This window comes from Citrobacter sp. RHBSTW-00029, assembly GCF_014104295.1.
In the GTDB taxonomy this organism is placed as follows: Bacteria; Pseudomonadota; Gammaproteobacteria; order Enterobacterales; family Enterobacteriaceae; genus Citrobacter; species Citrobacter youngae.
In genome coordinates this window covers 2791817-2816718 of the sequence record NZ_JABXRT010000001.1, presented here as the reverse complement: position 1 = coordinate 2816718, position 24902 = coordinate 2791817, and the positions used below count along the sequence as shown (strand labels likewise).

The window sequence follows — 24902 nt, the reverse complement described above, 5'->3', positions numbered from 1 at the left end:
AAAGCGTCTTATCCGGCCTACAAATTGCACGATTTTGTAGGCCGGATAAGCGTTAGCGCCGTCCGGCGTGTATCAGGCGTAAAACTTCAGCCGTTCCGCCAGCAGATCGACAAATCCCTGGCGATCAACGTCCACCATCACGGTGGCGTTTGGCTTATTGCCGCTCAGGAAGTAGTAGTCCACCACGGTCATGCCCTGCGTGTATTTGCCCTGAGTTTCCACACCAACCCAGCGATCAACGGTGGTAAACAGTTCCGGTTTCAGCAGCCAGGCAATAGTGCAGGGGTCGTGCAGCGGCGCGCCGATGAATCCCCATTTTTCGTCTTTGTGATATTCAAAGAAGAAGTCGAGTAGTTCAGCAACGATCGTTGAAACAGGATTGCCAATAGCGCGGAACCGTTCGGTATCTTCGCGATGTATTTGCGCTTTATGCGTGACGTCCAGACCAGCCATCACCACCGGAATGCCCGACTGGAATACGATTTCAGCGGCTTCAGGATCCACGAAAATGTTGAACTCAGCGGCGGGCGTCCAGTTTCCGAGCCCCATCGCACCACCCATTATCACGATACGGGCGATGTTGGCGTGCAGTTCAGGATGGCTATTCAGTAGCAATGCCACGTTGGTTTGCGGCCCGGTGGAGACAATGGTCACTGGCTCTGGGCTGTCACGCAGGGTTTTCGCCATCAGTTCCACAGCGGTACAGGCCTGTGGCGCAAAGGCGGGTTCCGGGAGCGCCGGGCCATCTAACCCACTCTCGCCGTGGACGTTATCGGCAATAATCAGATCGCGCATCAGCGGTTTCACAGCGCCACCGGCGACGGGAATATCACTACGATTGAGCAGTGTTAGCATGCGTAATACGTTACGCAGCGTTTTGTCGGGCGTCTGGTTCCCGGCTGACGAGGTTACCGCTTTCACATCCAGTTCAGGTGAGGCGAGGGCGAGAACAATTGCGATAGCGTCGTCATGACCTGGATCGCAATCAAACAGGATCGGAAGTGCCATTGTTGCTCCTTGTAAGTGGGACTCTGTGACAAGGTTAACGCTGGGCTGTATCTGTTTCGAGAAGTGAAGAGGTAAATCGTGAGATGGCGCGCACATGGCGATGCGCGCCAGCAAGATTAGTGCAGGATTTTCGCGAGGAAGTCTTTGGCGCGGTCCGATTTCGGATTGGCGAAGAACTCTTCTTTCGGTGAGTCTTCAACAATTTTCCCTTCATCCATGAAGATCACCCGGTTCGCCACTTTACGCGCAAAGCCCATTTCGTGGGTTACCACCATCATGGTCATCCCTTCATTGGCCAGTTCAACCATAACGTCCAGTACTTCGTTGATCATTTCAGGATCAAGCGCCGATGTCGGTTCGTCAAACAGCATGGCGATAGGATCCATACATAGCGCCCGGGCGATAGCGACACGCTGTTGCTGGCCCCCGGATAGCTGGGCCGGGAACTTCTCGGCATGTGCTGACAGACCAACGCGTTCCAGTAACTTTTGCGCTTTGTCGCGGGCCGGCTTTTTATCGCGCTTAAGCACTTTTACCTGCGCCAGAGTCAGGTTCTCAATGATCGACAGATGCGGGAACAGTTCAAAGTGCTGGAACACCATACCAACACGAGAGCGCAGTTTGGCCAGATCGGTTTTTTTATCATTTACCACGGTGCCATCAACGGTGATGACGCCCTGTTGCACTGGCTCCAGGCCGTTTACCGTCTTGATAAGCGTTGATTTACCGGAGCCTGACGGGCCACAGACAACCACCACCTCACCTTTTTTCACTTCCGTGGAGCAGTCGGTCAGCACCTGAAAGTGACCATACCATTTAGAAACATTTTTCAGGGTAATCATTAAACTGTCCTTTTCTTCAAATAGCTGACCAACAACGATGCGCTCAGACTGAATACAAAATAAACGGCGCCAGCAAACAGGATCATTTCAACCTGCGTGCCGTCACGCTCACCAATGGTGGAGGCGGTACGGAAGAAATCTGCCAGACTCAATACATAGACCAGCGAGGTATCCTGGAACAGTACGATGCCCTGGGTAAGCAGCAGCGGCACCATTGCGCGGAATGCCTGTGGCAGAATGATCAGCTTCATCGACTGCCAGTGGGTCATCCCCAGCGCCAGCGCGGCGCTGGACTGCCCACGAGAAATACTCTGGATACCGGCACGGATAATTTCGGAATAGTACGCGGCTTCAAACATCGAAAACGCCACCATCGCCGAGATCAGGCGAATATCGGTTTTTGGCGACAGGCCCAGCACGTTTTGCAGGAAGCCGGGCACAATCAGGTAGAACCACAGCAGCACCATTACCAGCGGAATAGAGCGGAATACGTTGACGTAGCCCTTCGCAAACCAGGCAATCGGCGCAAAGCTCGACAGTCGCATGACGGCAAGGATGGTCCCCCAGACGATACCAATGACGACCGCTGTAACGGTGATTTTCAACGTGATGATCAATCCGTCCAGCAGATACGGCAGGGAAGGGACGATAGAACTCCAGTCAAATTCGTACATTATTTGCCTCCCAAATTGCCAGGCAGGCGGATTTTGCGTTCGACGAGATTCATCACCAGCATGATGACGGCGTTAATCAGGACGTAGGCCAGCGTGATGGCGGTAAACGATTCCCATGCGTGGGCGGAGTAATCCAGCAGCTTGCCCGCCTGCGCCGCCATATCCACCAGACCGATGGTGGAGGCGATTGCGGAGTTCTTCACCAGGTTCATCATCTCTGAGGTCATTGGCGGAACAATCACGCGATAAGCGTTTGGCAGCAGGACGTAGCGATAGGCTTGCGGCAGCGTCAGGCCCATCGCCAGCGCGGCGTTTTTCTGCCCGCGAGGCAGGGACTGAATCGCGGCACGAACCTGCTCACAGACGCGCGCGGCGGTAAACAGCCCCAGACAAAGCATGGATGAGAGGAAGAACTGAATGTTGGGATCCAGTTCTGACTTGAACCACATGCCAATGTTTTCCGGCAGCAGTTCAGGAATGACCAGATACCAGGTAAAGAACTGGACGATGAGTGGAACGTTACGAAACAACTCAACGTACAGCGTGCCGATCCCGGAAAGGAAACGATTTGGTACGGTACGTAAAATGCCGAATAAAGAGCCTATGAGGAAAGCGATAATCCAGGCGGTGATAGATAACGCGACCGTGACCTGGAAACCACTCCAGAGCCAGCCGAGATAGGTGGTGTTGCCGAACGGGGCCTGTTGTAAAAAAATCCCCCAGTTCCAGTCTATAGACATAAATCTACTCCAGAAAAAAAAGGGTAGCAGCGCTACCCTCGAAGATTGTTATTCGGCGTTTTGCGGTTTTCAGGCCTGATGGGGAACGACCATCAGGCTTATAGTCTGTCCGTGCCAAGTAACAATCGAGAGGGCAAGGTGAACTCGCCCCATTTATTTTAGTTAGTTAAGCGCTTTATCATTCGGTGATTTGAACAGAGCCTTCATTTCGTCTGACAGTTCGAAATTCATGTTCAGGTTCTTCGGTGGAATTGGATTTTTAAACCACTTATCAAACCATTTCTCAGCTTCGCCTGAGGTCTGAGCCTGGGCAATGGTGTCATCCATCAGCTTTTTGAACTCAGGGTCATCTTTGCGCAGCATACAGCCGTAGGCTTCCTGAGATTGCGGCTTGCCGACAATCTCCCAGTTATCCGGTTTCTTCGCTTTCGCGCGTTCGCCAGCCAGCAGGGCGTCATCCATCATAAAGGCAACGGCGCGGCCGCTTTCCAGAGTACGGAAAGAGTCACCGTGGTCTTTCGCGCTGATGATGCGCATATCCATTTTTTGTTCTTCGTTCAGCTTGTGCAGCAGGACTTCTGAGGTGGTACCTGAAGTCACGACCACGGCTTTGCCTTTCAGGTCAGCGAAATCTTTGACGTCACCGCCTTTTTTCGCCAGCAGACGGGTGCCGACAACGAAAATAGTGTCAGAGAAGGCTGCTTGTTTCTGGCGCTCAACGTTGTTGGTGGTGGAACCACATTCAAAGTCGAAGGTACCGTTTTGCAGCAGCGGAATACGGTTCTGAGAGGTAATTGGGATCAGTTTCACCTGCAGGTCAGGCTTGTTCAGCTTTTTCTTCACCGCTTCAACAATTGCGTTGGAGTAATCCTGTGAATAGCCGACCACTTTTTGCTGATTATCGTAGTAAGAAAACGGTACCGAGGATTCACGGTGTCCGACGACGATTACGCCATTTTTAGCGATCTTATCCAGCGTACTGCCTGCCGCTGGTGCTGCGTCTTCTGCGTGCGCCAGACCAGCGGACATTCCCATGACCAGCATGGCTGTGGCGAGCTTACGTAATTGCATATCCAACTCCTTTATCGTCTGCGCCGGTGACGCATTGATACCCATTGTGATGTTGTTATTGTTTGCTACTTAAACGTGCAGTCTTGTATATGTTTGTTAACATTTAGTTTGGATGAATGTAAAGAATTTGCTGTGTTATTGTTTATTTTTGCGAAGTGCGCCGCACCATTTGGGGGCAAAAATATCCTGTTGCACTTTTCGGGTGCTACCTTCGCTCAACTTTGGTGCGACCAGGTTGCACATTCAGCCAAAACAGCGTTTGCCTTGTAGAACAAAGCAATAGACGTGCCAGAATGGGATGTGGGAAATGTTTATGGGCCGGATAAGCAAAGCGTTATCCGGCCGGGGAGGGGAGGTTACTTACGACGTTGACGCAGGCTCATGACCACCGCACCAAAGCCAAACAGTGCGGTCAGCAGCCACAGCGGCCAGTTACCGGTACGAGCATAAGGGGTTAAGCCCGTGGTCGGCGTAACGCTGGTGGTCAGAACCTGACGGGTAAACTGCGGGATCATCGCCTGAATTTCACCCTGCGGGCCAATCACCGCGGTAATACCGTTATTGGTGCTACGCAGCAGCGGGCGTGCCAGCTCCAGAGAACGCATCCGCGCCATCTGGAAGTGCTGCCACGGACCAATGGACTTACCGAACCAGGCATCGTTGGAGATAGTCAGCAGGTAGTCAGTATCCGGACGGAAGTTATCCCGAACCTGTTCGCCAAGAATGATTTCGTAGCAGATGGCAGCCGTCAGCTTAAAGCCGTGCGCATGCAGCTGTGGCTGTACATAAGGTCCACGGCTGAACGAAGACATTGGCAGGTCAAAGAACGGCGCTAACGGGCGTAGGATCGATTCCAGCGGGACAAACTCACCAAATGGGACAAGGTGATTTTTGTTATAGCGATTGGTCGAGTCATAACTGTACGGACTGTCTTTACCCAACGTGATGATGGTGTTGTAGGTGTCGTAACGATTCTGTTTGTTCAGGCGAGCATCTACAATCCCGGTAATCAGCGTGCTGTTTTTCGATTTCAGCAGGTCATCCATCATGCTCAGAAAACGCTGCTGGTTAATTTCCAGATCCGGAATAGCAGATTCTGGCCAGATGATGAGCTGTGATTTACCCATCTCGGGCTGGGTGGCGTCGAGATAAATCTTCAGGGTGTTGAGTAACTGACTTTCATCCCATTTGAGCGACTGTGGAATGTCGCCCTGCACCATCGACACTTGCGTGGTTTTTTCCGGCTCCAGCGTATACCACTGGATATAGCGTAGCGGGAAGGGCAGCGCGAAAAGTATCACGGCCACGACCAGCGGACGCCAGTTACGGCTGACTAACGCCAGCACCAGCAGGCCGCTAACCATCATCAGCAGGAAGTTGATTGCCTCTACGCCCATTACCGGTGCAAGCCCTTTTAGCGGGCCATCAATTTGGCTGTAACCAAACTGCAGCCATGGGAAGCCGGTCAGGACCCAGCCGCGCAGGAATTCAGTTATCTGCCAGATAACCGGCGCGGCAATCGCTACCCGAATCCAACTGGTTTTCGGCCACAGACGCGACAGAATGCCAGCAAACAGACCGGTGTAGAGGGAAAGGTAGGCGGCAAGCAGAACCACGAGAAAAACGTTTACCGGCCCCGGCATGCCGCCAAATTGCGCGATGCTGACGTAGACCCAGTTGATGCCTGAACCAAACAGGCCCATTCCCCAGAAATAGCCAATGGCAGCAGACTGGAGAGGACGGCGGTTGAGGGTAAGAGCCTGCAGACCCATCAGCGAAATAATCGCGGCGGGCCAGATGTCATACGGAGAGAACGCCAGCGTCCCGCAGGCACCGAATAATAACGCCAGCAGCAGGCGCATGCGCTGGCGTTCAATTAATGGGGCAAATGCCATGTAGTCTATGATCCAGTTTCGGGTTTATTCGTCCAGTTTGGGCTGGGGTGAGTCGTCCGGAATTCTGACATGAACCTGAATAATACGACGGCTGTCAGCCATCGCCACTTTGAACTGGTAACCATCAATGTCGATGGTCTCACCGCGAGCGGGTAAATGACCAAAGGCCTGCATAACCAGCCCGCCAATGGTATCGACTTCTTCGTCGCTAAAGTGGGTCCCGAAAGCGTCGTTGAAGTCTTCAATCGACGCCAGCGCGCGAATAGTCCAGGTGTGGCGACTGAGCTGACGGAAATCAATATCGTCTTCTTCGTCGTACTCATCTTCAATTTCACCGACAATCAGTTCAAGGATGTCCTCAATGGTCACCAGACCTGAGACACCGCCAAACTCGTCGATGACGATAGCCATATGATAACGCTGGGAGCGGAACTCTTTCAGCATGCGGTCAACCCGCTTGCTTTCAGGTACGACAACCGCCTGGCGTAACACTTTCTCCATGCTGAAGGCTTCGGCATCGCTGCGCATAAACGGCAGCAAATCTTTGGCCATCAGAATCCCTTCAATGTGATCTTTGTCTTCGCTGATCACCGGAAAACGCGAGTGGGCAGACTCGATGATCACATCGAGACATTCGTCCAGGGTCTGGTTGCGTTTCAGGGTAATCATCTGAGAGCGAGGGATCATAATGTCGCGTACGCGTTGGTCCGCAATATCCATCACCCCTTCGAGCATATCGCGCGTATCTTCATCGATAAGGTCGTTTTGCCCGGAATCACGGATCAGCTCCAACAGTTCGTCGCGGTTTTTCGGTTCACCGTGGAAAAGTTGGCTCAGTAACAGGGAAAAAAATCCCTTTTTGCTGTTTAAGGTGTCACTACTGTGTGAATTGTCGTCGCTCATGGCGTCGTATGGGTTCTCATGTTAGTTAACAGGTCGCTCAATGCGCGTAAACTCAGCGCACGGCTTTATGGGAAGCCCGGGCAGATGCCCGACGGCTTATTCCTTCTCGGCAATGTACGGATCCTCATAGCCCAGAGCAAGCATAATCTCTGTTTCGAGGGATTCCATCTCTTCCGCTTCATCGTCTTCGATATGGTCGTAGCCGAGCAAATGCAGGCTACCATGCACCACCATGTGCGCCCAGTGGGCTTCAAGCGGCTTACCTTGTTCCTGCGCTTCTTTCTCAACGACCTGACGGCAGATGATCAAATCACCCAGCAGCGGCATCTCAATGCTTGGCGGGGCTTCAAACGGGAAAGAGAGTACGTTGGTTGATTTATCTTTCCCGCGATAGGTCAGGTTCAGCTCGTGGCTTTCAGCATCGTCGACCAACCGAATCGTTACCTCTGACTCTTCCTGAAACTGCGGGATCACGGCATCCAGCCATCTCTGAAACTGACTTTCTGGTGGTAAGCCGGATTCGTTTTCGCATGCCAGCTGTAAATCGAGAATAACCTGACTCATTTTTGTTCCTGCTCCTGAGCTTCGCGCTTGCGTTCTGCCGCCAGCTCGGCTTTGCGTTTTTGTTCTGCTTCTTCCCAGGCTTCATACGCCGTGACGATACGGGCAACCACCGGATGGCGAACCACGTCTTCGCTATGGAAGAAATTAAAACTAATTTCGTCGACTTCAGCCAGCACTTCAATGGCATGACGCAGACCGGACTTGGTGCTGCGCGGCAGGTCAATCTGTGTGATATCGCCGGTGATAACCGCTTTGGAGTTAAAGCCGATACGAGTCAGGAACATTTTCATCTGTTCGATGGTGGTGTTCTGGCTCTCATCAAGAATGATAAACGCATCGTTTAACGTACGGCCACGCATATAGGCCAGCGGCGCAACTTCAATGACGTTACGTTCAATCAGCTTTTCAACCTTCTCAAAACCGAGCATTTCGAACAGCGCGTCATACAGCGGTCGTAAATAGGGATCGACTTTCTGGCTCAGATCGCCTGGCAGGAAACCCAGTTTTTCACCGGCTTCAACCGCTGGACGGGTTAGCAGAATACGGCGGATCTCCTGACGCTCTAGTGCATCGACCGCAGCGGCAACAGCCAGATACGTTTTACCTGTACCCGCAGGGCCAACACCAAAGGTGATGTCGTGGTCGAGGATATTCGCAATGTACTGTGCCTGATTCGGCGTGCGCGGTTTAATCACTCCGCGCTTGGTTTTGATATTCACCGCTTTGCCAAATTCCGGCACGCTGTCTGCGCTTTGCTCAAGCACACGCGCTTCTTTAATCGCAAGGTGAATTTGTTCTGGCTCGATGTTCTGTGTCTGGCCGCGCATTGGGGCCGTATCGACATACAGGCTGCGTAAAATATCTGCCGCAGCGGTGACGCAAATTGGGCGACCGGTCAGTTTAAAGTGGTTATCACGGCGGTTAATTTCGATGCCGAGGCGACGTTCCAGCTGTTTGATGTTGTCATCAAAGGGGCCGCAAAGGCTCAACAGGCGGGCGTTGTCTGCGGGTTCAAGGGTGATTTCGCGAGTGTCTATGTTCAAACTGTTCCTCTTATGCATGTCTCGCCGGACGCTGAACATTTACCGGCATCTAAGGAAATTATTCACGCCATGGGGGAAAGGCGCAAGCATTGCAGCAAATATGGGGATGCCAGGGCTGATTACAAGGCCCGCCGGGACAGCGAGCCCAGGATTGTAGGCCCGATAAGTGTAGCGGTATCGGGCCTTTTTTACGTCTTTCAGCAGGATTAAGGCTGATAAATACCCACGCCCAGATCGTTTTCTTTGCGGGTACGCGCAATGACCGACTCAGGGGATTCTGCGATGCGCAGGCCCATTTCGTCTTCGGTACGCACCACTTTGCCGCGCAGTGAGTTGGTCCAGACATCGGTAATTTCAACATCAACAAACTTACCGACCATATCCGGGGTACCTTCAAAGTTCACCACGCGGTTATTTTCGGTACGCCCTGACAGTTCCATCACGCTTTTCCGTGACGTACCTTCGACCAGAATGCGCTGGGTCGTGCCGACCATACGACGGCTCCAGGCCATGGCTTGCTGGTTAATACGCTCCTGCAGGATGTATAAACGCTGTTTTTTCTCTTCTTCCGGTACGTCGTCAACCATATCGGCGGCAGGGGTGCCAGGACGCGCAGAGAAGATAAAGCTGTAGCTCATGTCGAAATTGACATCAGCGATCAGCTTCATGGTCTGCTCGAAGTCCTGGGTGGTTTCACCCGGGAAGCCGACGATGAAGTCGGAGCTAATCTGGATATCCGGACGTGCTGCGCGCAGTTTACGGATGATTGCTTTGTATTCCAGCGCGGTATGGGTACGACCCATCAGGTTCAGTACACGATCCGAACCACTCTGTACCGGCAGGTGCAGGAAGCTCACCAGCTCTGGCGTATCGCGATAAACTTCAACGATATCATCGGTGAATTCGATCGGATGGCTGGTGGTAAAACGGATACGGTCAATGCCGTCGATCGCTGCGACCAGACGCAGCAGATCGGCGAACGAGCCGGTGGTGCCGTCGTAGTTTTCACCGCGCCAGGCGTTGACGTTTTGCCCCAACAGGTTTACTTCACGCACGCCTTGGGCTGCAAGCTGGGCGATTTCAAACAGAATATCATCCGCCGGACGGCTGACTTCCTCACCGCGGGTGTAGGGAACCACGCAGTAAGTACAATATTTATTGCAGCCTTCCATGATGGACACAAACGCGCTTGGCCCTTCAGCACGCGGTTCTGGCAGGCGGTCGAATTTTTCGATCTCCGGGAAACTGATATCAACTACCGGGCTACGGGTGGTGCTTCCACGCACTTTGTTGATCATTTCCGGCAGGCGATGCAGGGTTTGCGGCCCAAAAATAATATCGACGTAATGCGCGCGTTGGCGAATATGATCGCCTTCCTGAGACGCAACACAGCCACCAACACCAATGATGAGCTTGGGATTCTTCTCTTTTAACAGCTTCCAGCGACCTAATTGATGGAAGACTTTTTCCTGAGCCTTCTCGCGGATTGAGCAGGTATTCAGCAGCAGCACATCCGCTTCTTCCGCCACGTCGGTCAGTTGATACCCGTGAGTGGCATCCAGCAGATCGGCCATCTTCGATGAATCGTATTCGTTCATCTGACAGCCCCAGGTTTTAATATGGAGTTTTTTGGTCATCGACTTGCTCTTGCGAAATTGTGGCTGAAATGCAGGGCGCATAGTGTACTGCTTTGGCGCGGTTGTGACCAGTATGACGGATGTCAGCCTCAAGGGGTAAAAAATCCTGTAAACTTACACAATACATGTAACTGGAAAATTGACCATGACAAATCAACCAACGGAAATTGCCATTGTCGGCGGGGGGATGGTCGGCGGCGCGCTGGCGCTGGGACTGGCGCAGCATGGATTTTCGGTAACGGTGATTGAACATGCCGCTCCTGCGCCGTTTGTGGCTGATGGACAGCCGGATGTCAGAATTTCGGCCATTAGCTCCGCCTCCGTGTCGTTGCTGAAAGGGCTGGGCGTCTGGGATACGGTTCAGGGAATGCGTAGCCATCCTTACCGTCGACTGGAAACGTGGGAGTGGGAAAATGCCCATGTGATGTTTGATGCCGCCGAGCTTAAGCTGCCTTTACTGGGCTATATGGTGGAGAACACGGTCCTGCAACAGGCGCTCTGGCAGGCGCTGGAAGTTCATCCTGACGTGACGTTGCGCGTGCCCACCTCGCTGATTTCTTTACATCGACATAATGACCGGCATGAACTTGAGCTGGCAGACGGTGAAAAAATCAATGCGAAGCTGGTGATCGGTGCTGATGGTGCCAACTCTCAGGTACGCAAAATGGCCGGGATTGGCATCCATGCCTGGCAATACGCGCAATCTTGTATGCTGATAACTGTCCAGTGTGAAAACGCACCCGGAGACAGCACCTGGCAGCAGTTTACCCCTGACGGCCCGCGCGCGTTTTTACCGCTGTTTGATAACTGGGCCTCGCTGGTGTGGTACGACTCACCAGCTCGCATCCGCCAATTGCAAGCGCTAAATATGCCGCAACTGCAGGCGGAGATCGCTAAACATTTCCCTTCACGACTCGGCAGCGTTACGCCTGTGGCGGCGGGGGCATTCCCGCTTACGCGTCGTCACGCGCTGCAATATGTGCAACCGGGGCTGGCGCTGGTAGGTGATGCCGCGCATACCATTCACCCACTGGCGGGGCAGGGCGTTAATCTGGGTTTTCGTGATGTCGATGCGCTGATTGATGTTCTGGTGAGCGCCCGCAGCTATGGTGAGGCGTGGGCCAGTCAACCGGTACTGAAGCGTTATCAGAATCGTCGTATGACCGATAACTTCATTATGCAAAGTGGGATGGATTTGTTCTACGCCGGTTTTAGCAACAACCTGCAGCCGCTGCGCATCATGCGTAATCTCGGGCTTATGGCCGCAGAGCGCGCAGGTGTGCTGAAGCGTCAGGCGCTGAAGTATGCGTTAGGGCTGTAGCTCGAGTGGTGCCTGATGGCGCTACGCTTATCAGGCCCTACAAGTCATGTAGGTCGGGTAAGTCTTGCCATCACCCGGCGTTAGAAAAGCAAAAAGCTCGCCGAAGCGAGCTTTTTTAATATGGCTGGGGTACGAGGATTCGAACCTCGGAATGCTGGTATCAGAAACCAGAGCCTTACCGCTTGGCGATACCCCAACGGGTGCACCCACAGAGTGGACGACTTTTTGAAATTGGCTGGGGTACGAGGATTCGAACCTCGGAATGCTGGTATCAGAAACCAGAGCCTTACCGCTTGGCGATACCCCAACAATTTTTTGGATTTACCGAACGAGTCGATACGTCCTTAATATGGTGGCTACGACGGGATTCGAACCTGTGACCCCATCATTATGAGTGATGTGCTCTAACCAGCTGAGCTACGTAGCCTGATACTATCATATTCTTCGATGGCTGGGGTACCTGGATTCGAACCAGGGAATGCCGGTATCAAAAACCGGTGCCTTACCGCTTGGCGATACCCCAATGACCGTCGCGGTGAACCGCTATATCGAAGAAAAAATGGCTGGGGTACCTGGATTCGAACCAGGGAATGCCGGTATCAAAAACCGGTGCCTTACCGCTTGGCGATACCCCATCCGTGCAACGCTTACGGGTGAATGGTGCGGGAGGCGAGACTTGAACTCGCACACCTTGCGGCGCCAGAACCTAAATCTGGTGCGTCTACCAATTTCGCCACTCCCGCAAAAAAGATGGTGGCTACGACGGGATTCGAACCTGTGACCCCATCATTATGAGTGATGTGCTCTAACCAGCTGAGCTACGTAGCCATCTTTTTTTCGCGTAACCTTATCGGCGTTGCGGGGCGCATTATGCGTATTGAGCCTTGAAGCGTCAACCCCTTTTTCATTGAAAATAGCTGGAATGTGACTGTTTGGTTAGGTTGCGAACAGCATGACGCAATATTCGGCAATTATTAGTTATTAATTGTTTTTTAGCACAGAAAACAGACATAAAAAAAGAGCCCCGCAGGGCCCTTTTCTAAGGATTAACTTATTTATAAGCGGACTGGTGTACGCCAACCGCGCGACCAGACGGATCGTTCATGGTTTTAAACGCTTCATCCCATTCGATCGCTTTGGCGGAAGAACAGGCAACAGAAGGGCCGCCCGGAACACATTCCGCAGCGCTGGCAACCGGGAACAGTTCTTCGAAAATCTCACGATACAAATACGCTTCTTTCGACGATGGCGTGTTGTACGGGAAACGGAAGCTGGCGGTTTCCAGTTGTTGGTCGGAAACTTGCTCTGCAGCGACTTCTTTCAGCGTGTCAATCCAGCTGTAACCGACGCCGTCAGAGAACTGCTCTTTCTGCCGCCATGCGACGCTCGCTGGCAGGTAGGATTCAAAACATTCGCGCAGAACATGTTTTTCCATTTTGCCGTTGCCGCACATTTTATCCTGCGGGTTGATGCGCATCGCCACATCAAGGAATTTTTTGTCCAGGAAGGGCACGCGAGCCTCCACGCCCCAGGCTGACATGGCTTTGTTGGCACGCGCACAGTCGAACATGTGCAGCGCCTGCAGTTTACGCACGGTTTCTTCATGCAATTCTTTCGCGTCTGGCGCTTTGTGGAAGTAGAGATAACCGCCAAACACTTCGTCTGACCCTTCGCCCGACAGCACCATTTTAATGCCCATTGCTTTAATTTTGCGCGACATTAAGTACATCGGCGTCGAGGCACGAATGGTTGTAACATCGTAGGTTTCGATGTGATAAATCACGTCGCGGATAGCATCCAGACCTTCCTGCACGGTGAAGTGGATCTCGTGGTGCACGGTACCCAGATGGTTTGCTACTTCTTGTGCGGCTTTCAGATCCGGTGCGCCTTCGAGGCCGACGGCGAAGGAGTGCAACTGCGGCCACCAGGCTTCACTGCGTTCCTGATCTTCAACACGACGCGCGGCGTATTTTTTGGTGATTGCGGAAATGACCGAAGAATCCAGACCGCCGGACAGCAATACACCATAAGGAACATCTGACATCAGGTGGCTTTTCACCGCATCTTCCAGCGCCTGACGCAGCTCGTTTTTATCGGTAACGTTGTCTTTTACCGCATCGTATTCAAACCAGTCGCGCTGGTAGTACTGACGAATTTCGCCGTCTTTACTCCACAGATAGCTACCGGCCGGGAATTCTTTAATCGTACGGCAAACAGGAACCAGTGCTTTCATTTCAGACGCAACATAGAAGTTACCGTGTTCGTCGTAGCCCATATACAGTGGGATGATCCCGATGTGATCGCGGCCAATCAGGTAAGCGTCCTGCTCGCTGTCGTACAGCGCGAAGGCAAACATGCCTTGCAGGTCATCCAGGAACTCTGGGCCTTTTTCCTGATACAGCGCGAGGATAACTTCACAGTCGGAACCTGTCTGGAACTGATAGCGATCGCCGTATTCAGCGCGCAGCGCCTGGTGGTTATAAATTTCACCGTTAACCGCCAGGATATGCGTTTTCTTCACGTTGTACAGCGGCTGAGCACCGGCGTTGACGTCGACGATGGACAGACGTTCGTGTGCCAGAATGGCGTTATCACTGGCGTAAATACCCGACCAGTCCGGGCCGCGATGGCGCATCAGACGGGACAATTCCAGAGCCTTTTTACGCAGTTCAACTGCGTCTGTTTTAATATCGAATACGCCAAAAATAGAACACATAACCTTCTCCGTTAACCTGTTGCGTGATGCTTTTTAAGTTTGCTTGATAAAGAAAATGCCGCAAAGCCGCTGGGGGCGCAAGGAGTTTGGTGTGCTGAAAATAAAAAACTCAATGAGGATTGTTGAATGGTGAAAAAAGACTACGTAATGAGTGCATTTATTGATGGATCATCAATAATATGGCGATTTCATTAGATAGCGGGATTTCTGTGGGGCGAATAAGGCGCTTACACTGTCATCCGGCGTCCACTCCGCAATATTGCCGGATGGTGACGCGAGTGCGTCTTATCCGGCCTGGGGATTAAATCACATCAATCTCTGCAACGGAGGGGTAGATCCAGCTTGGTCTGAATGGCATGTTGTCAATATCGTCAAGCTTGGATACGCCAGACAGTACCAGGATAGTTTCCAGACCCGCCTGGAAGCCCGCCAGAATATCGGTACGCAGGTTGTCGCCAACGATAACCGTCTCTTCCGAGTGTGCCTGCATTTTGTTGAGCGCTGCGCGAATAATCCACGGGCTGGGTTTCCCCACATAAAACGGCTTACGGCCAGAGATTTTTTCGATACCGGCGCACAGCGCGCCGCAGGCAGGATAAAAGCCGCGACCGTGCGTATCCGGATTTGTGGCGATGAAACGCGCGCCGTTAGCCACAAAATAGGCTGCTTTATGCATCATGTCCCAGTTATAGGAACGCGTTTCGCCAACAATCACAAAATCCGGGTTCACGTCGGTAATGGTAAATCCGGCTTTATACAGTTCGTGAATTAACGCCCCTTCACCTACCACATAGGCCTTTTTTCCTTCCTGGCGACGAAGAAAATCAGCGGTAGCCATCGCAGAAGTATAAAAGACGCTATCAGGGACATTCACTCCCGCGGTGGCGAAGCGGTTGGCCAGATCTTGCCCGGTCTGTGAAGGGTAGTTAGTCAGCAAAACGAGCGGCAGACCTTTTTCCAGAATCCCGGTCAAAAATTCAGCCGCACCCGGTACGGCAACATTGTCGTGCATCAGCACGCCGTCAATATCACAAATTACATTCTTAATGGCCATGGACAATCCGACATTAAAAAAAGAAGGCATTACTATACACAAAATACACTACATCATTCGAGTTGCATCAAGGCGGCAAGTCTGCGAACCCCTGGCGCTTACTGAAGTAAGTGACCGGGGGGAGCAGATGCAGCTAACGCAGAGGCAGCCTGAAGGATGACGTGTATTAGCTTTCCAGCAAACGTTGCAGCAAAGTCCCGTTGAGCATCGCGCGCTTCACCAGCGCAAAGGCGCCAATGGCGGAACGATGATCCAGCGTGGAACGAACCACAGGTAAATTGTGGCGAAACGCCTTCAACGCCTGGGTGTTGATACAGCTTTCTATGGCAGGCAGCAGCACTTTATCCGCCTCGGTAATTTCGCCCGCAATGACGATTTTTTGCGGATTAAACAGGTTGATGGCGATAGCAATGGTTTTACCCAGATGGCGACCAACGTGCTCGATGACTTCTGCTGCCAGATTATCGCCCTTATTCGCTGCCCTGCAGATGGCTTTGATACTGCAGTCATCCAGCGTGAGCCGGCTTGGATAGCCCTGTTTTAGCAAGTTTTGTACGCGGTGTTCGATAGAGGCATTGGCCGCAATGGTTTCCAGACAGCCGAAATTACCGCAGTGACAGCGCTCACCCAGCGGTTCTACCTGAATATGACCAATCTCACCCACGTTGCCATTGCGGCCGATAAAAATGCGGCCATTGGAAATAATTCCCGCGCCAGTTCCGCGGTGAACACGCACCAAAATGGAGTCTTCGCAATCCTGACTTGCCCCGAAATAGTGCTCGGCCAGCGCCAGGCTGCGAATATCATGACCGACAAAGCAGGTGACCTTAAAGCGTTTTTCAAGTGCTTCGACCAGACCCCAGTTTTCAACCTGAATGTGTGGCATATAGCGGATAACGCCGCTTTCAGGATCGACAAGGCCTGGCAGGATGACAGAAATTGCGATCAACTCGCGGATTTTCCGCTGGCAACTGTCAATAAAGGTGGCAATCGTATTGAGCAGCGCATATTCCAGCGTTTCCTGGGTGCGCTCCGGGAGAGGGTAATGCTCTTCGGCGACCACTTTGCTGCTCATATCATAGAGCGTCAGCGTGGTGTCGTGGCGGCCAAGACGCACGCCAATTGCGTGGAAATTACGGGTTTCGGTGACGATGGAGATAGCGCGGCGGCCCCCGGTGGAGGCCTGCTGATCGACTTCTTTGATCAGCCCGCGTTCGATCAGTTGACGCGTAATTTTGGTTACGCTGGCGGGGGCAAGCTGGCTTTGCTCGGCAATCTGAATTCGCGAGATTGGCCCATGCTGGTCAATCAGGCGATAAACCGCCGCGCTGTTAAGCTGTTTTACGAGATCAACATTACCTATTTGAGCTTGTCCGCCTGGTGTCATTCTTTCTCTTACTCAGTAACGACCTCGTTGCCATTAACGATGGTCTTGATAATTTTAAAGTCGTGCGTGAACGCGGTCAGGTTGGCTACTTTGCCTGGCGCGATGCTGCCGAGTTGTTTGTCGACGCCAATGGCGCGAGCAGGGTAGAGCGTTGCCATGCGCAGGACTTCGTCCAGTGCGATACCGCAATGTTCAACCAGATTGCGTACACCTTCGATCATGGTTAATGATGAACCGCTCAGCGTGCCGTTCTCATCAACACACAGTCCATTGCGGTAGTATATTGTTTTACCAGCGAAAATGAACTGCTCAATGTTTGCCCCCGCCGGCGCGGTCGCGTCGGTGACCAGGCACAGCTTGTCGCCTTTCAGGCGTTTAGCATTGCGGATGTTGGCATAGTCAACATGCATGCCATCGGCGATGATACCGCAATAAATATCTGCCTCATCCAGAATCGCGCCTGCCAGACCTGGTTCGCGACCGGTAATATAAGGCATCGCGTTGAACAGATGTGTTGCAAAGGAAATGCCTGCACGGAAACCGATTTTTGCTTCCTTCAGCGTCGCGTTAGAGTGGCCCGCAGACACCACGATACCGGCATTCACCAGTTGGGTGATCACTTCGACAGGAACCATTTCAGGCGCCAGCGTCACTTTGGTGATGACATCCGCATTATCGCACAGGAAATCGACAAGTGCAGCGTCCGGTTGACGCACAAATCCCGGATTATGCGTACCTTTTTTCACCAGGTTCAGCCACGGACCTTCAAGGTGTAGCCCTAATGCTTGATTTGGATGCTTAGCGAGGTATTCACGCATGACGCGAACGCCCTGCTTCATCAGGTCATCGCTGGTGGTGATTAGCGTTGGCAGATAGTTGGTGCAGCCAGATTTTTCATTGGCTTTTTGCATGATTTCCAGCGTCTCAACGGTAACGGCTTCTGCCGTATCGTTAAACTGTACACCGCCACAGCCGTTTAACTGCACATCAATAAAACCGGGGGAGACAATGGCTCCATTCAGCGAGCGCTGTTCAATCCCTGACGGCAATTCAGACAGTGGGCAAACGCTATCGATCAGGCCATTGGCGACAACAATCGCATGGTCATCAAGAATTTCGTGACCGGTAAAAATCCGGCCCTGGGTTAAAGCATACATTCCGACCCCCGATTTCAAAAAAATGCCGCCCTGCACGTTTTCGACAGGGCGGAGACATCATTACAGACCTTTAATATTTTCCGCTTCTAACTCGTTAAAGTATTTCAGCGTCTTCACTTTCAGTTCCATAGTGGAAGGTTCATCGCAGACCACAACTGCTTTCGGATGAAGCTGCAGACAGCTGATGGTCCACATATGGTTAACGTTGCCTTCAACAGCCGCCTGCAGCGCCTGCGCTTTCTGGTGACCCAGCACCAGGATCATTACTTCTTCAGCATCCAACAGGGTGCCCACGCCTACGGTCAGTGCATATTTAGGCACCTGGCTTACGTCGCCGTCAAAGAAGCGTGAGTTTGCTACGCGGGTGTCGTGGGTCAACGTTTTGATACGGGTACGGGAAGCCAAAGAGGAAGCCGGTTCGTTGAACGCGATGTGACCATCGTTGCCTACACCGCCCATAAACAGATGGATTTTACCGTAAGAACGGATTTTCTCTTCATACTGACGGCATTCTGCATCAATATCCGGCGCGTTACCATTGAGGAGGTTGATGTTTTCTGCTGGAATATCAACATGATCAAAGAAGTTACGGTGCATAAAGCTGTGATAGCTTTCCGGATGTTCCTTCGGCAGGCCAACGTATTCGTCCATGTTGAAAGTGACAACATGTTTGAAGCTCACCTGGCCCGCTTTGTGCATTTCGACTAATGCTTTATAGGCAGTCAGCGGAGTGCCGCCAGTCGGCAGGCCCAGAACGAACGGACGATCTGCCGTTGGTTTGAACGCGTTAATGCGGTTAACGATATGGCGAGCAGCCCATTTGCCGACTTGTTCAGCGGTATTCAGGGGGATCAGTCTCATTCTTCACCTCAAATGTAAATGTAAGCAGTTGGCGGATTGAGTCTCTGTGCAGTATTAAGCGTAACCTGGTTTTGCATCGGTAAGGATCAATCCGTTTCGATTTTTTGAATGATAAAATAAGTTTTCGTAGTTAGCCAGTGTAAGGGAGGGTTAATAACGATATTTGGTGATTGGAATCACAAAAAACACGCTTTTAATTTGCGATACGAATTAATTTTTCACACACTCTGAATGTAGATGAATGGTTAATGTTGTTGTCCCAAAATCTCTTGCTGTTGCAGTTAGGAATGGTCGCACAATAAAAATATGGCTTCAAAGGAGCCTAATCGGGGTCTCGTAGGGGGAATAAAATGAATATTTTAGGTTTTTTCCAGCGGCTGGGTAGGGCGTTACAGCTCCCCATCGCGGTGCTGCCAGTCGCGGCACTGTTGCTGCGATTCGGCCAACCAGATTTACTGAACGTACCCTTCATCGCGCAAGCGGGTGGAGCTATCTTTGATAACCTCGCGTTAATTTTTGCTATCGGTGTGGCTTCCAGCTGGTCTAAAGACAGCGCGGGTGCGGCAGCGCTGGCAGGTGCGGTTGGTTATTTCATATTGACCAAAGCAATGGTTACCATTAACCCGGCGATCAACATGGGCGTGCTGGCGGGTATCATCACCGGTCTGGTCGGCGGTGCTGTGTATAACCGTTGGTCTGGCATCAAACTGCCTGATTTCCTGAGCTTCTTCGGCGGCAAACGTTTTGTACCCATCGCTACTGGCTTCTTCTGTTTGATACTGGCTGCTATCTTCGGCTACGTGTGGCCGCCGGTGCAGAATGCCATCCATGCGGGTGGTGAGTGGATCGTGGGCGCTGGCGCGCTGGGTTCTGGTATTTTTGGCTTCATCAACCGTCTGCTGATCCCAACAGGTCTGCATCAGGTGCTGAACACCATCGCCTGGTTCCAGATTGGCGAATTCACTAACGCTGCAGGTACCGTATTCCACGGTGATATCAACCGCTTCTACGCGGGTGACGGCACTGCGGGTATGTTCATGTCTGGCTTCTTCCCGATCATGATGTTTGGTCTGCCGGGTGCGGCTCTGGCGATGTACTTCGCCGCGCCGAAAGCGCGTCGTCCGATGGTCGGCGGTATGCTGCTGTCCGTTGCTATCACCGCATTCCTGACCGGTGTTACCGAGCCGCTGGAATTCCTGTTTATGTTCCTGGCTCCGTTGCTGTACCTCCTGCACGCCGTTCTGACGGGTATCAGCCTGTTCGTTGCGACGCTGTTGGGGATCCATGCGGGCTTCTCTTTCTCCGCAGGTGCTATCGACTACGTGTTGATGTACAACCTGCCGGCTGCAAGTAAGAACGTCTGGATGCTGGTCGCCATGGGTCTGGTGTTCTTCGTTATCTATTTTGTGTTGTTCAGCGCGGTTATTCGTTTGTTTAACCTGAAAACGCCGGGCCGCGAAGATAAAGAAGACGAGATTGTTACTGACGAAGCAAACAGCAATACCGAAGAAGGTTTAGCTCAACTGGCAACCAACTACATTGCTGCGGTTGGCGGTACGGATAACCTGAAAGCGATTGATGCCTGTATCACCCGTCTGCGTCTGACCGTTGGCGATTCTGCCCGCGTCAATGATGCGATGTGCAAACGCTTAGGCGCATCGGGTGTGGTTAAGCTGAACAAACAAACTATTCAGGTTATCGTGGGTGCGAAAGCTGAATCTATCGGCGACGAAATGAAGAAAGTTGTGGCACGCGGCCCGGTTGCGGCAGCGTCTACTGACAATGCCCCGACAGCGGCTGCCCCGATTGCAAAACCGCAGGCTGTCGCGAATGCGGTCACCATTGAAGCGCTGGTTTCTCCGATTACCGGTGATGTGGTTGCACTGGAGCAGGTGCCTGATGAAGCCTTCGCCAGCAAAGCAGTGGGTGACGGCGTGGCGGTAAAACCAACGGATAAAATCGTGGTTTCTCCGGCAGCGGGTACTATTGTGAAAATCTTCAACACCAACCATGCGTTCTGTCTGGAAACGGAAAAAGGCGCGGAAATCGTGGTCCATATGGGTATCGATACCGTGGCGCTGGAAGGTAAAGGCTTTAAGCGTCTGGTTGAAGAAGGTGCGGTTGTTGCAGCGGGTCAACCGATTCTGGAAATGGACCTGGAGTACCTGAACGCCAACGCACGTTCCATGATTAGCCCGGTTGTGTGCAGCAACAGCGATGATTTCGGTGCGCTGGTCATCAAAGCCGAAGGTCATGTGGTTGCCGGTCAGACACCGCTGTATGAGATTAAAGGTAAATAACTGCTCCTGAGTAAAGTGAGTTAAGTGCCTTAAGCGGCGGGGGAGATTCCTCCGCCGCTTTTTTTTGCAGCAAATACCCTCATATATCCTGTTGAAACACCTTTTTTGTGCAACTAATAGTTGTCTCCTGACGTCGCTTATAAGATCATGTTCCGTTATACGTTGTTTACGCTTTGAGGAATCCACGATGAGTGAGGCTGAAGCCCGCCCGAGTAACTTTATTCGTCAGATCATCGATGAAGATCTGGCCAGTGGTAAGCACACCACTATCCATACACGTTTTCCGCCGGAGCCAAATGGCTATCTGCACATTGGCCACGCGAAATCCATTTGTCTGAACTTTGGCATTGCGCAAGATTACCAGGGCCAGTGCAACCTGCGTTTTGATGATACGAACCCGGTTAAAGAAGATATCGAGTACGTTGAATCGATTAAAAACGACGTTGAATGGTTAGGTTTCCACTGGACTGGCGACATTCGCTACTCTTCGGATTACTTCGATCAGCTTCACGCCTATGCGGTAGAGCTTATTAATAAAGGCCTGGCGTACGTTGACGAACTGTCAGCGGAAGAAATTCGCGAATACCGTGGCACGCTGACTCAGCCAGGCAAAAACAGCCCGTACCGCGATCGTAGCGTTGAAGAAAACCTCGCGCTGTTTGAAAAAATGCGTACCGGTGGTTTTGAAGAAGGTAAAGCCTGCCTGCGTGCGAAAATCGATATGGCTTCGCCGTTTATCGTGATGCGCGATCCGGTGCTGTACCGTATTAAGTTCGCTGAACACCACCAGACCGGCAATAAGTGGTGCATCTACCCGATGTACGACTTTACCCACTGCATCAGCGATGCGCTGGAAGGCATCACGCATTCACTGTGTACGCTGGAGTTCCAGGATAACCGTCGTCTGTACGACTGGGTGCTGGACAACATCACCATTCCGGTTCATCCGCGTCAGTACGAATTCTCGCGCCTGAATCTGGAATACACCGTGATGTCCAAGCGCAAGCTGAACCTGCTGGTGACCGACAAGCACGTTGAAGGCTGGGATGACCCCCGTATGCCGACGATCTCTGGCCTGCGTCGTCGCGGTTACACCGCTGCCGCGATCCGTGAGTTCTGCAAACGCATTGGCGTGACCAAGCAGGACAACACTATTGAGATCGCTTCTCTGGAATCCTGTATCCGCGAAGATCTGAACGAAAACGCCCCGCGCGCGATGGCGGTTATCGATCCGGTGAAACTGGTTATCGAAAACTACCCGCAGGGCGAAAGCGAACTGGTCACCATGCCTAACCATCCGGGCAAGCCGGAAATGGGCAGCCGTGAAGTGCCGTTCAGCGGTGAAATCTGGATCGACAGGGCCGATTTCCGCGAAGAAGCGAACAAGCAGTACAAGCGTCTGGTGATGGGTAAAGAAGTCCGTCTGCGTAATGCTTACGTGATCAAAGCTGAGCGTGTCGAGAAAGATGCAGAAGGGAAGATCACCACCATTTTCTGCACCTACGATGCTGACACCCTGAGCAAAGATCCGGCCGATGGTCGTAAAGTTAAAGGCGTTATTCACTGGGTGAGCGCGTCCCATGCGCTACCGATTGAAATCCGTCTGTACGACCGTCTGTTTAGCGTGCCAAACCCGGGGGCAGCGGAAGACTTCCTGTCCGTTATTAACCCGGAATCGCTGGTTATTAAGCAGGGTTACGGTGAGCCTTCGCTACAGGCCGCTGTTGCTGGTAAAGCGTTCCAGTTCGAGCGTGAAGGGTATTTCTGCCTCGACAGCCGCTACGCAACAGCTGACAAATTGGTGTTTAACCGCACCGTGGGTCTGCGCGATACATGGGCTAAAGTAGGCGAATAAACCGTCGTTACGCATCATCTTTTCAAACGCCGCACTCTGCGGCGTTTTTTTTCGCCTGAAAATGGTTAGCAGACTCTATTTGCGCAGCGAAATAATTGTTATTCAGGAATGATTTTTGCCGTTTATATTTTTCTAACAAAAACCTTGTTTTATCAGCCACTCCGGACTGAAACCGATTTCATCTTTATGGAAAACAAGCCTTTTTTCAATTTTTCAACGCTTTTTTAACTCCCAATGAAAATGTAACAGAAAGCAATGAAATATGTGCGGTTGCTCATGTTCTTACATACTGGTTACAAAAAGAGATTGATAATTCGCGTCGCGAAAAATAGTCTATTCATTGTAGTCAATGAGGTTTTCTCAGCGCTACTTTTTTAATTTTTGCTTTTTCGCTGTCCGCTTTTATCGGCAGCATTTTTATGTCAAAGAGGATTAACATATGCGTACGTTTAGTGGCAAACGTAGTACGCTGGCGCTGGCTATCGCCGGTATCACAGCAATGTCGGGTTTTGTTGTCGCTCCACAGGTTCACGCCGAAGGTTTTATTGATGACTCTACCTTAACTGGCGGCATCTATTACTGGCAGCGTGAACGTGACCGTAAAGATGTGACCGACCACGACAAATACAAAACCAACCTTTCTCACTCCACCTGGAACGCTAACCTCGACTTCCAGTCCGGTTATGCGGCCGATATGTTTGGTATTGATATCGCAGCATTCACTGCTATTGAAATGAACGAAAGTAGCGAAAGCGGCCATCCAAACGAAATCGCATTCTCTTCAAAAAATAAAGGCTATGACGAAGATTACTCCGGCGATAAGAGCGGGATTAGCCTGTATAAAGCGGCAGCCAAATTCAAATTTGGCCCAACCTGGGCGCGCGCTGGTTATATTCAGCCAACCGGGCAAACTCTGCTGGCACCACACTGGAGCTTTATGCCTGGTACCTATCAGGGTGCTGAAGCCGGTGCCAACTTCGATTATGGCGATGCGGGTGCGCTGAGCTTCTCCTATATGTGGGCCAACGAATATAAAGCACCGTGGCATACCGAAGTCGATAAATTCTATCAGGCCGATAAAAAGACCAAAGTTGATTACCTCCATTCAATCGGCGCAAAGTATGACTTCAAAAATAACCTGCTGTTGGAAGCAGCATTCGGTCAGTCTGAAGGCTACGTCGATCAGTATTTCGCCAAAGCCAGCTACAAATTTGATTTAGGCGGTAACCCGTTTACCACCAGCTACCAGTTCTACGGTGCCCGCGATAAGGTTGATGACCGCACAGTTAACGACATTTATGATGGCACGGCCTGGCTGCAGGCACTGACCTTCGGCTACAAAGTGGCAGAAGTCGTTGATCTGCGACTGGAAGGGACCTGGGTTAAAGCTGACGGGCAGCAGGGCTACTTCCTGCAGCGTATGACCCCGACCTATGCGTCTTCAAACGGTCGTCTGGACGTTTGGTGGGATAACCGCTCTGACTTCAACGCCAACGGTGAAAAGGCCGTGTTCTTCGGCGCGATGTATGACCTGAAAAACTGGAACCTGCCTGGCTGGGCTGTGGGTGCATCATACGTTTACGCGTGGGATGCTAAACCGGCTACCTGGCAGCTCAACCCGGATGCGTACTACGACAAAAATCGTACTATTGAAGAGTCGTCTTACAGCCTGGATGCGGTCTATACCCTGCAGGATGGCCGTGCGAAGGGCACTATGTTTAAACTGCACTTCACCCAGTACGACAACCATTCAGATATTCCGAGCTGGGGCGGTGGTTACGGTAACATCTTCCAGGATGAGCGTGACGTGAAATTCATCGTTATTGCTCCGTTCACCATCTTCTAATGCCGACAGAGGCAGGCCGCAAGCCTGC

19 protein-coding genes and 7 tRNA genes are annotated in these 24902 nt (G+C 52.0%); 4 read left to right on the top strand and 22 right to left on the bottom strand.

Annotation, left to right across the window (positions count from 1 at the left end; genetic code table 11):
- Positions 1–72 precede the first annotated feature (72 nt).
- The 10 genes from rihA to miaB form a co-directional block, all read right to left on the bottom strand.
- A complete protein-coding gene (gene rihA / locus HV041_RS13900) occupies positions 73–1008 on the bottom strand; it encodes a pyrimidine-specific ribonucleoside hydrolase RihA (RefSeq protein ID WP_121584358.1) in 936 nt (311 codons plus the stop codon).
- A gap of 116 nt (positions 1009–1124) precedes the next feature.
- Complete coding sequence (gene gltL, locus HV041_RS13895) at positions 1125–1850, bottom strand: glutamate/aspartate ABC transporter ATP-binding protein GltL (RefSeq protein ID WP_003022754.1); 726 nt, start codon at positions 1848–1850, stop codon at positions 1125–1127.
- Positions 1850–2524, bottom strand: coding sequence for a glutamate/aspartate ABC transporter permease GltK (gltK, locus tag HV041_RS13890; RefSeq protein WP_003022757.1), 675 nt, complete (start codon positions 2522–2524; stop codon positions 1850–1852). The genes gltL and gltK overlap by 1 nt, the downstream gene beginning before the upstream one ends.
- Positions 2524–3264 carry a glutamate/aspartate ABC transporter permease GltJ gene (gene gltJ / locus HV041_RS13885; RefSeq protein ID WP_003022759.1) on the bottom strand — a complete coding sequence of 247 codons (741 nt, stop codon included), beginning with the start codon at positions 3262–3264 and terminating at the stop codon, positions 2524–2526. The genes gltK and gltJ overlap by 1 nt, the downstream gene beginning before the upstream one ends.
- 162 nt (positions 3265–3426) lie before the next feature.
- Positions 3427–4335, bottom strand: a complete 909-nt coding sequence (gltI, locus tag HV041_RS13880; RefSeq protein ID WP_048212290.1) for a glutamate/aspartate ABC transporter substrate-binding protein GltI — start codon at positions 4333–4335, stop codon at positions 3427–3429.
- Between the two features lie 356 nt (positions 4336–4691).
- A complete protein-coding gene (gene lnt / locus HV041_RS13875) occupies positions 4692–6230 on the bottom strand; it encodes an apolipoprotein N-acyltransferase (RefSeq protein ID WP_121584359.1) in 1539 nt (512 codons plus the stop codon).
- Positions 6231–6254: 24 nt separating this feature from the next.
- Positions 6255–7133: a CNNM family magnesium/cobalt transport protein CorC gene (gene corC / locus HV041_RS13870; protein WP_048212288.1), complete on the bottom strand. Its 879-nt coding sequence runs from the start codon at positions 7131–7133 to the stop codon at positions 6255–6257.
- A gap of 96 nt (positions 7134–7229) precedes the next feature.
- Positions 7230–7697 carry an rRNA maturation RNase YbeY gene (ybeY, locus tag HV041_RS13865; RefSeq protein ID WP_121584360.1) on the bottom strand — a complete coding sequence of 156 codons (468 nt, stop codon included), beginning with the start codon at positions 7695–7697 and terminating at the stop codon, positions 7230–7232.
- Positions 7694–8740 carry a PhoH family protein gene (locus HV041_RS13860; RefSeq protein WP_168216319.1) on the bottom strand — a complete coding sequence of 349 codons (1047 nt, stop codon included), beginning with the start codon at positions 8738–8740 and terminating at the stop codon, positions 7694–7696. The genes ybeY and HV041_RS13860 overlap by 4 nt, the downstream gene beginning before the upstream one ends.
- Before the next feature lie 206 nt (positions 8741–8946).
- Positions 8947–10377, bottom strand: a complete 1431-nt coding sequence (gene miaB / locus HV041_RS13855; RefSeq protein ID WP_121584363.1) for a tRNA (N6-isopentenyl adenosine(37)-C2)-methylthiotransferase MiaB — start codon at positions 10375–10377, stop codon at positions 8947–8949.
- A gap of 145 nt (positions 10378–10522) precedes the next feature.
- On the opposite strand from miaB, the gene ubiF reads away from it, so the two are divergent.
- Positions 10523–11698 (top strand): 3-demethoxyubiquinol 3-hydroxylase, encoded by a 1176-nt coding sequence (ubiF, locus tag HV041_RS13850; RefSeq protein ID WP_121584364.1) that lies wholly within the window; start codon positions 10523–10525, stop codon positions 11696–11698.
- 121 nt (positions 11699–11819) lie between these two features.
- Here the strand turns inward: ubiF and HV041_RS13845 are convergent.
- From HV041_RS13845 to nagB, 12 genes are all read right to left on the bottom strand, one after another.
- Positions 11820–11894: transfer RNA gene (locus tag HV041_RS13845), tRNA-Gln, on the bottom strand.
- A gap of 36 nt (positions 11895–11930) precedes the next feature.
- Positions 11931–12005 (bottom strand) — tRNA-Gln (locus HV041_RS13840).
- A gap of 43 nt (positions 12006–12048) precedes the next feature.
- A tRNA-Met gene (locus tag HV041_RS13835) sits at positions 12049–12125 on the bottom strand.
- 21 nt (positions 12126–12146) lie between these two features.
- A tRNA-Gln gene (locus HV041_RS13830) sits at positions 12147–12221 on the bottom strand.
- A gap of 37 nt (positions 12222–12258) precedes the next feature.
- A tRNA-Gln gene (locus HV041_RS13825) sits at positions 12259–12333 on the bottom strand.
- A 23-nt stretch (positions 12334–12356) separates the two neighbouring features.
- Positions 12357–12441 (bottom strand) — tRNA-Leu (locus HV041_RS13820).
- Positions 12442–12449: 8 nt separating this feature from the next.
- Positions 12450–12526, bottom strand: a tRNA-Met gene (locus HV041_RS13815).
- 223 nt (positions 12527–12749) lie between these two features.
- Positions 12750–14414: an asparagine synthase B gene (asnB, locus tag HV041_RS13810; protein WP_003835552.1), complete on the bottom strand. Its 1665-nt coding sequence runs from the start codon at positions 14412–14414 to the stop codon at positions 12750–12752.
- Positions 14415–14715: 301 nt separating this feature from the next.
- Complete coding sequence (nagD, locus tag HV041_RS13805; protein ID WP_003022792.1) at positions 14716–15468, bottom strand: ribonucleotide monophosphatase NagD; 753 nt, start codon at positions 15466–15468, stop codon at positions 14716–14718.
- A gap of 166 nt (positions 15469–15634) precedes the next feature.
- Positions 15635–16855, bottom strand: a complete 1221-nt coding sequence (locus tag HV041_RS13800; protein WP_121584365.1) for an N-acetylglucosamine repressor — start codon at positions 16853–16855, stop codon at positions 15635–15637.
- Positions 16856–16863: 8 nt separating this feature from the next.
- The gene (gene nagA, locus HV041_RS13795; protein ID WP_061067522.1) at positions 16864–18012 is read right to left on the bottom strand and encodes an N-acetylglucosamine-6-phosphate deacetylase; all 1149 of its coding nucleotides are present in this window, start codon (positions 18010–18012) and stop codon (positions 16864–16866) included.
- Between the two features lie 60 nt (positions 18013–18072).
- Entirely contained in the window at positions 18073–18873 is an 801-nt protein-coding gene (gene nagB, locus HV041_RS13790) for a glucosamine-6-phosphate deaminase (RefSeq protein ID WP_003022803.1), read from the bottom strand.
- 350 nt (positions 18874–19223) lie between these two features.
- Between nagB and nagE the strand changes: the two genes are divergently transcribed.
- The 3 genes from nagE (at position 19224) to chiP (ending at position 24874) form a co-directional block, all read left to right on the top strand.
- Positions 19224–21173, top strand: a complete 1950-nt coding sequence (nagE, locus tag HV041_RS13785) for a PTS N-acetyl glucosamine transporter subunit IIABC (RefSeq protein WP_048212281.1) — start codon at positions 19224–19226, stop codon at positions 21171–21173.
- 187 nt (positions 21174–21360) lie between these two features.
- On the top strand, positions 21361–23028 hold the full coding sequence (glnS, locus tag HV041_RS13780) for a glutamine--tRNA ligase (RefSeq protein WP_119921950.1): 1668 nt from the start codon (positions 21361–21363) through the stop codon (positions 23026–23028).
- Positions 23029–23467: 439 nt separating this feature from the next.
- A complete protein-coding gene (chiP, locus tag HV041_RS13775) occupies positions 23468–24874 on the top strand; it encodes a chitoporin (RefSeq protein WP_048212279.1) in 1407 nt (468 codons plus the stop codon).
- Positions 24875–24902: the final 28 nt, after the last annotated feature.

Excerpts from the sequence above, each read along its gene's own strand:
- gltL (WP_003022754.1), bottom strand. The coding sequence starts at position 1,850 with ATGATTACCCTGAAAAATGTTTCTAAATGGTATGGTCACTTTCAGGTG.
- rihA (WP_121584358.1), bottom strand. The coding sequence starts at position 1,008 with ATGGCACTTCCGATCCTGTTTGATTGCGATCCAGGTCATGACGACGCT.
- HV041_RS13800 (WP_121584365.1), bottom strand. The coding sequence starts at position 16,855 with ATGACACCAGGCGGACAAGCTCAAATAGGTAATGTTGATCTCGTAAAA.
- asnB (WP_003835552.1), bottom strand. The coding sequence starts at position 14,414 with ATGTGTTCTATTTTTGGCGTATTCGATATTAAAACAGACGCAGTTGAA.
- ybeY (WP_121584360.1), bottom strand. The coding sequence starts at position 7,697 with ATGAGTCAGGTTATTCTCGATTTACAGCTGGCATGCGAAAACGAATCC.
- chiP (WP_048212279.1), top strand. The coding sequence starts at position 23,468 with ATGCGTACGTTTAGTGGCAAACGTAGTACGCTGGCGCTGGCTATCGCC.
- nagA (WP_061067522.1), bottom strand. The coding sequence starts at position 18,012 with ATGTATGCTTTAACCCAGGGCCGGATTTTTACCGGTCACGAAATTCTT.
- nagD (WP_003022792.1), bottom strand. The coding sequence starts at position 15,468 with ATGGCCATTAAGAATGTAATTTGTGATATTGACGGCGTGCTGATGCAC.
- miaB (WP_121584363.1), bottom strand. The coding sequence starts at position 10,377 with ATGACCAAAAAACTCCATATTAAAACCTGGGGCTGTCAGATGAACGAA.
- nagB (WP_003022803.1), bottom strand. The coding sequence starts at position 18,873 with ATGAGACTGATCCCCCTGAATACCGCTGAACAAGTCGGCAAATGGGCT.
- glnS (WP_119921950.1), top strand. The coding sequence starts at position 21,361 with ATGAGTGAGGCTGAAGCCCGCCCGAGTAACTTTATTCGTCAGATCATC.
- gltK (WP_003022757.1), bottom strand. The coding sequence starts at position 2,524 with ATGTACGAATTTGACTGGAGTTCTATCGTCCCTTCCCTGCCGTATCTG.
- nagE (WP_048212281.1), top strand. The coding sequence starts at position 19,224 with ATGAATATTTTAGGTTTTTTCCAGCGGCTGGGTAGGGCGTTACAGCTC.
- corC (WP_048212288.1), bottom strand. The coding sequence starts at position 7,133 with ATGAGCGACGACAATTCACACAGTAGTGACACCTTAAACAGCAAAAAG.
- gltJ (WP_003022759.1), bottom strand. The coding sequence starts at position 3,264 with ATGTCTATAGACTGGAACTGGGGGATTTTTTTACAACAGGCCCCGTTC.
- lnt (WP_121584359.1), bottom strand. The coding sequence starts at position 6,230 with ATGGCATTTGCCCCATTAATTGAACGCCAGCGCATGCGCCTGCTGCTG.
- ubiF (WP_121584364.1), top strand. The coding sequence starts at position 10,523 with ATGACAAATCAACCAACGGAAATTGCCATTGTCGGCGGGGGGATGGTC.
- gltI (WP_048212290.1), bottom strand. The coding sequence starts at position 4,335 with ATGCAATTACGTAAGCTCGCCACAGCCATGCTGGTCATGGGAATGTCC.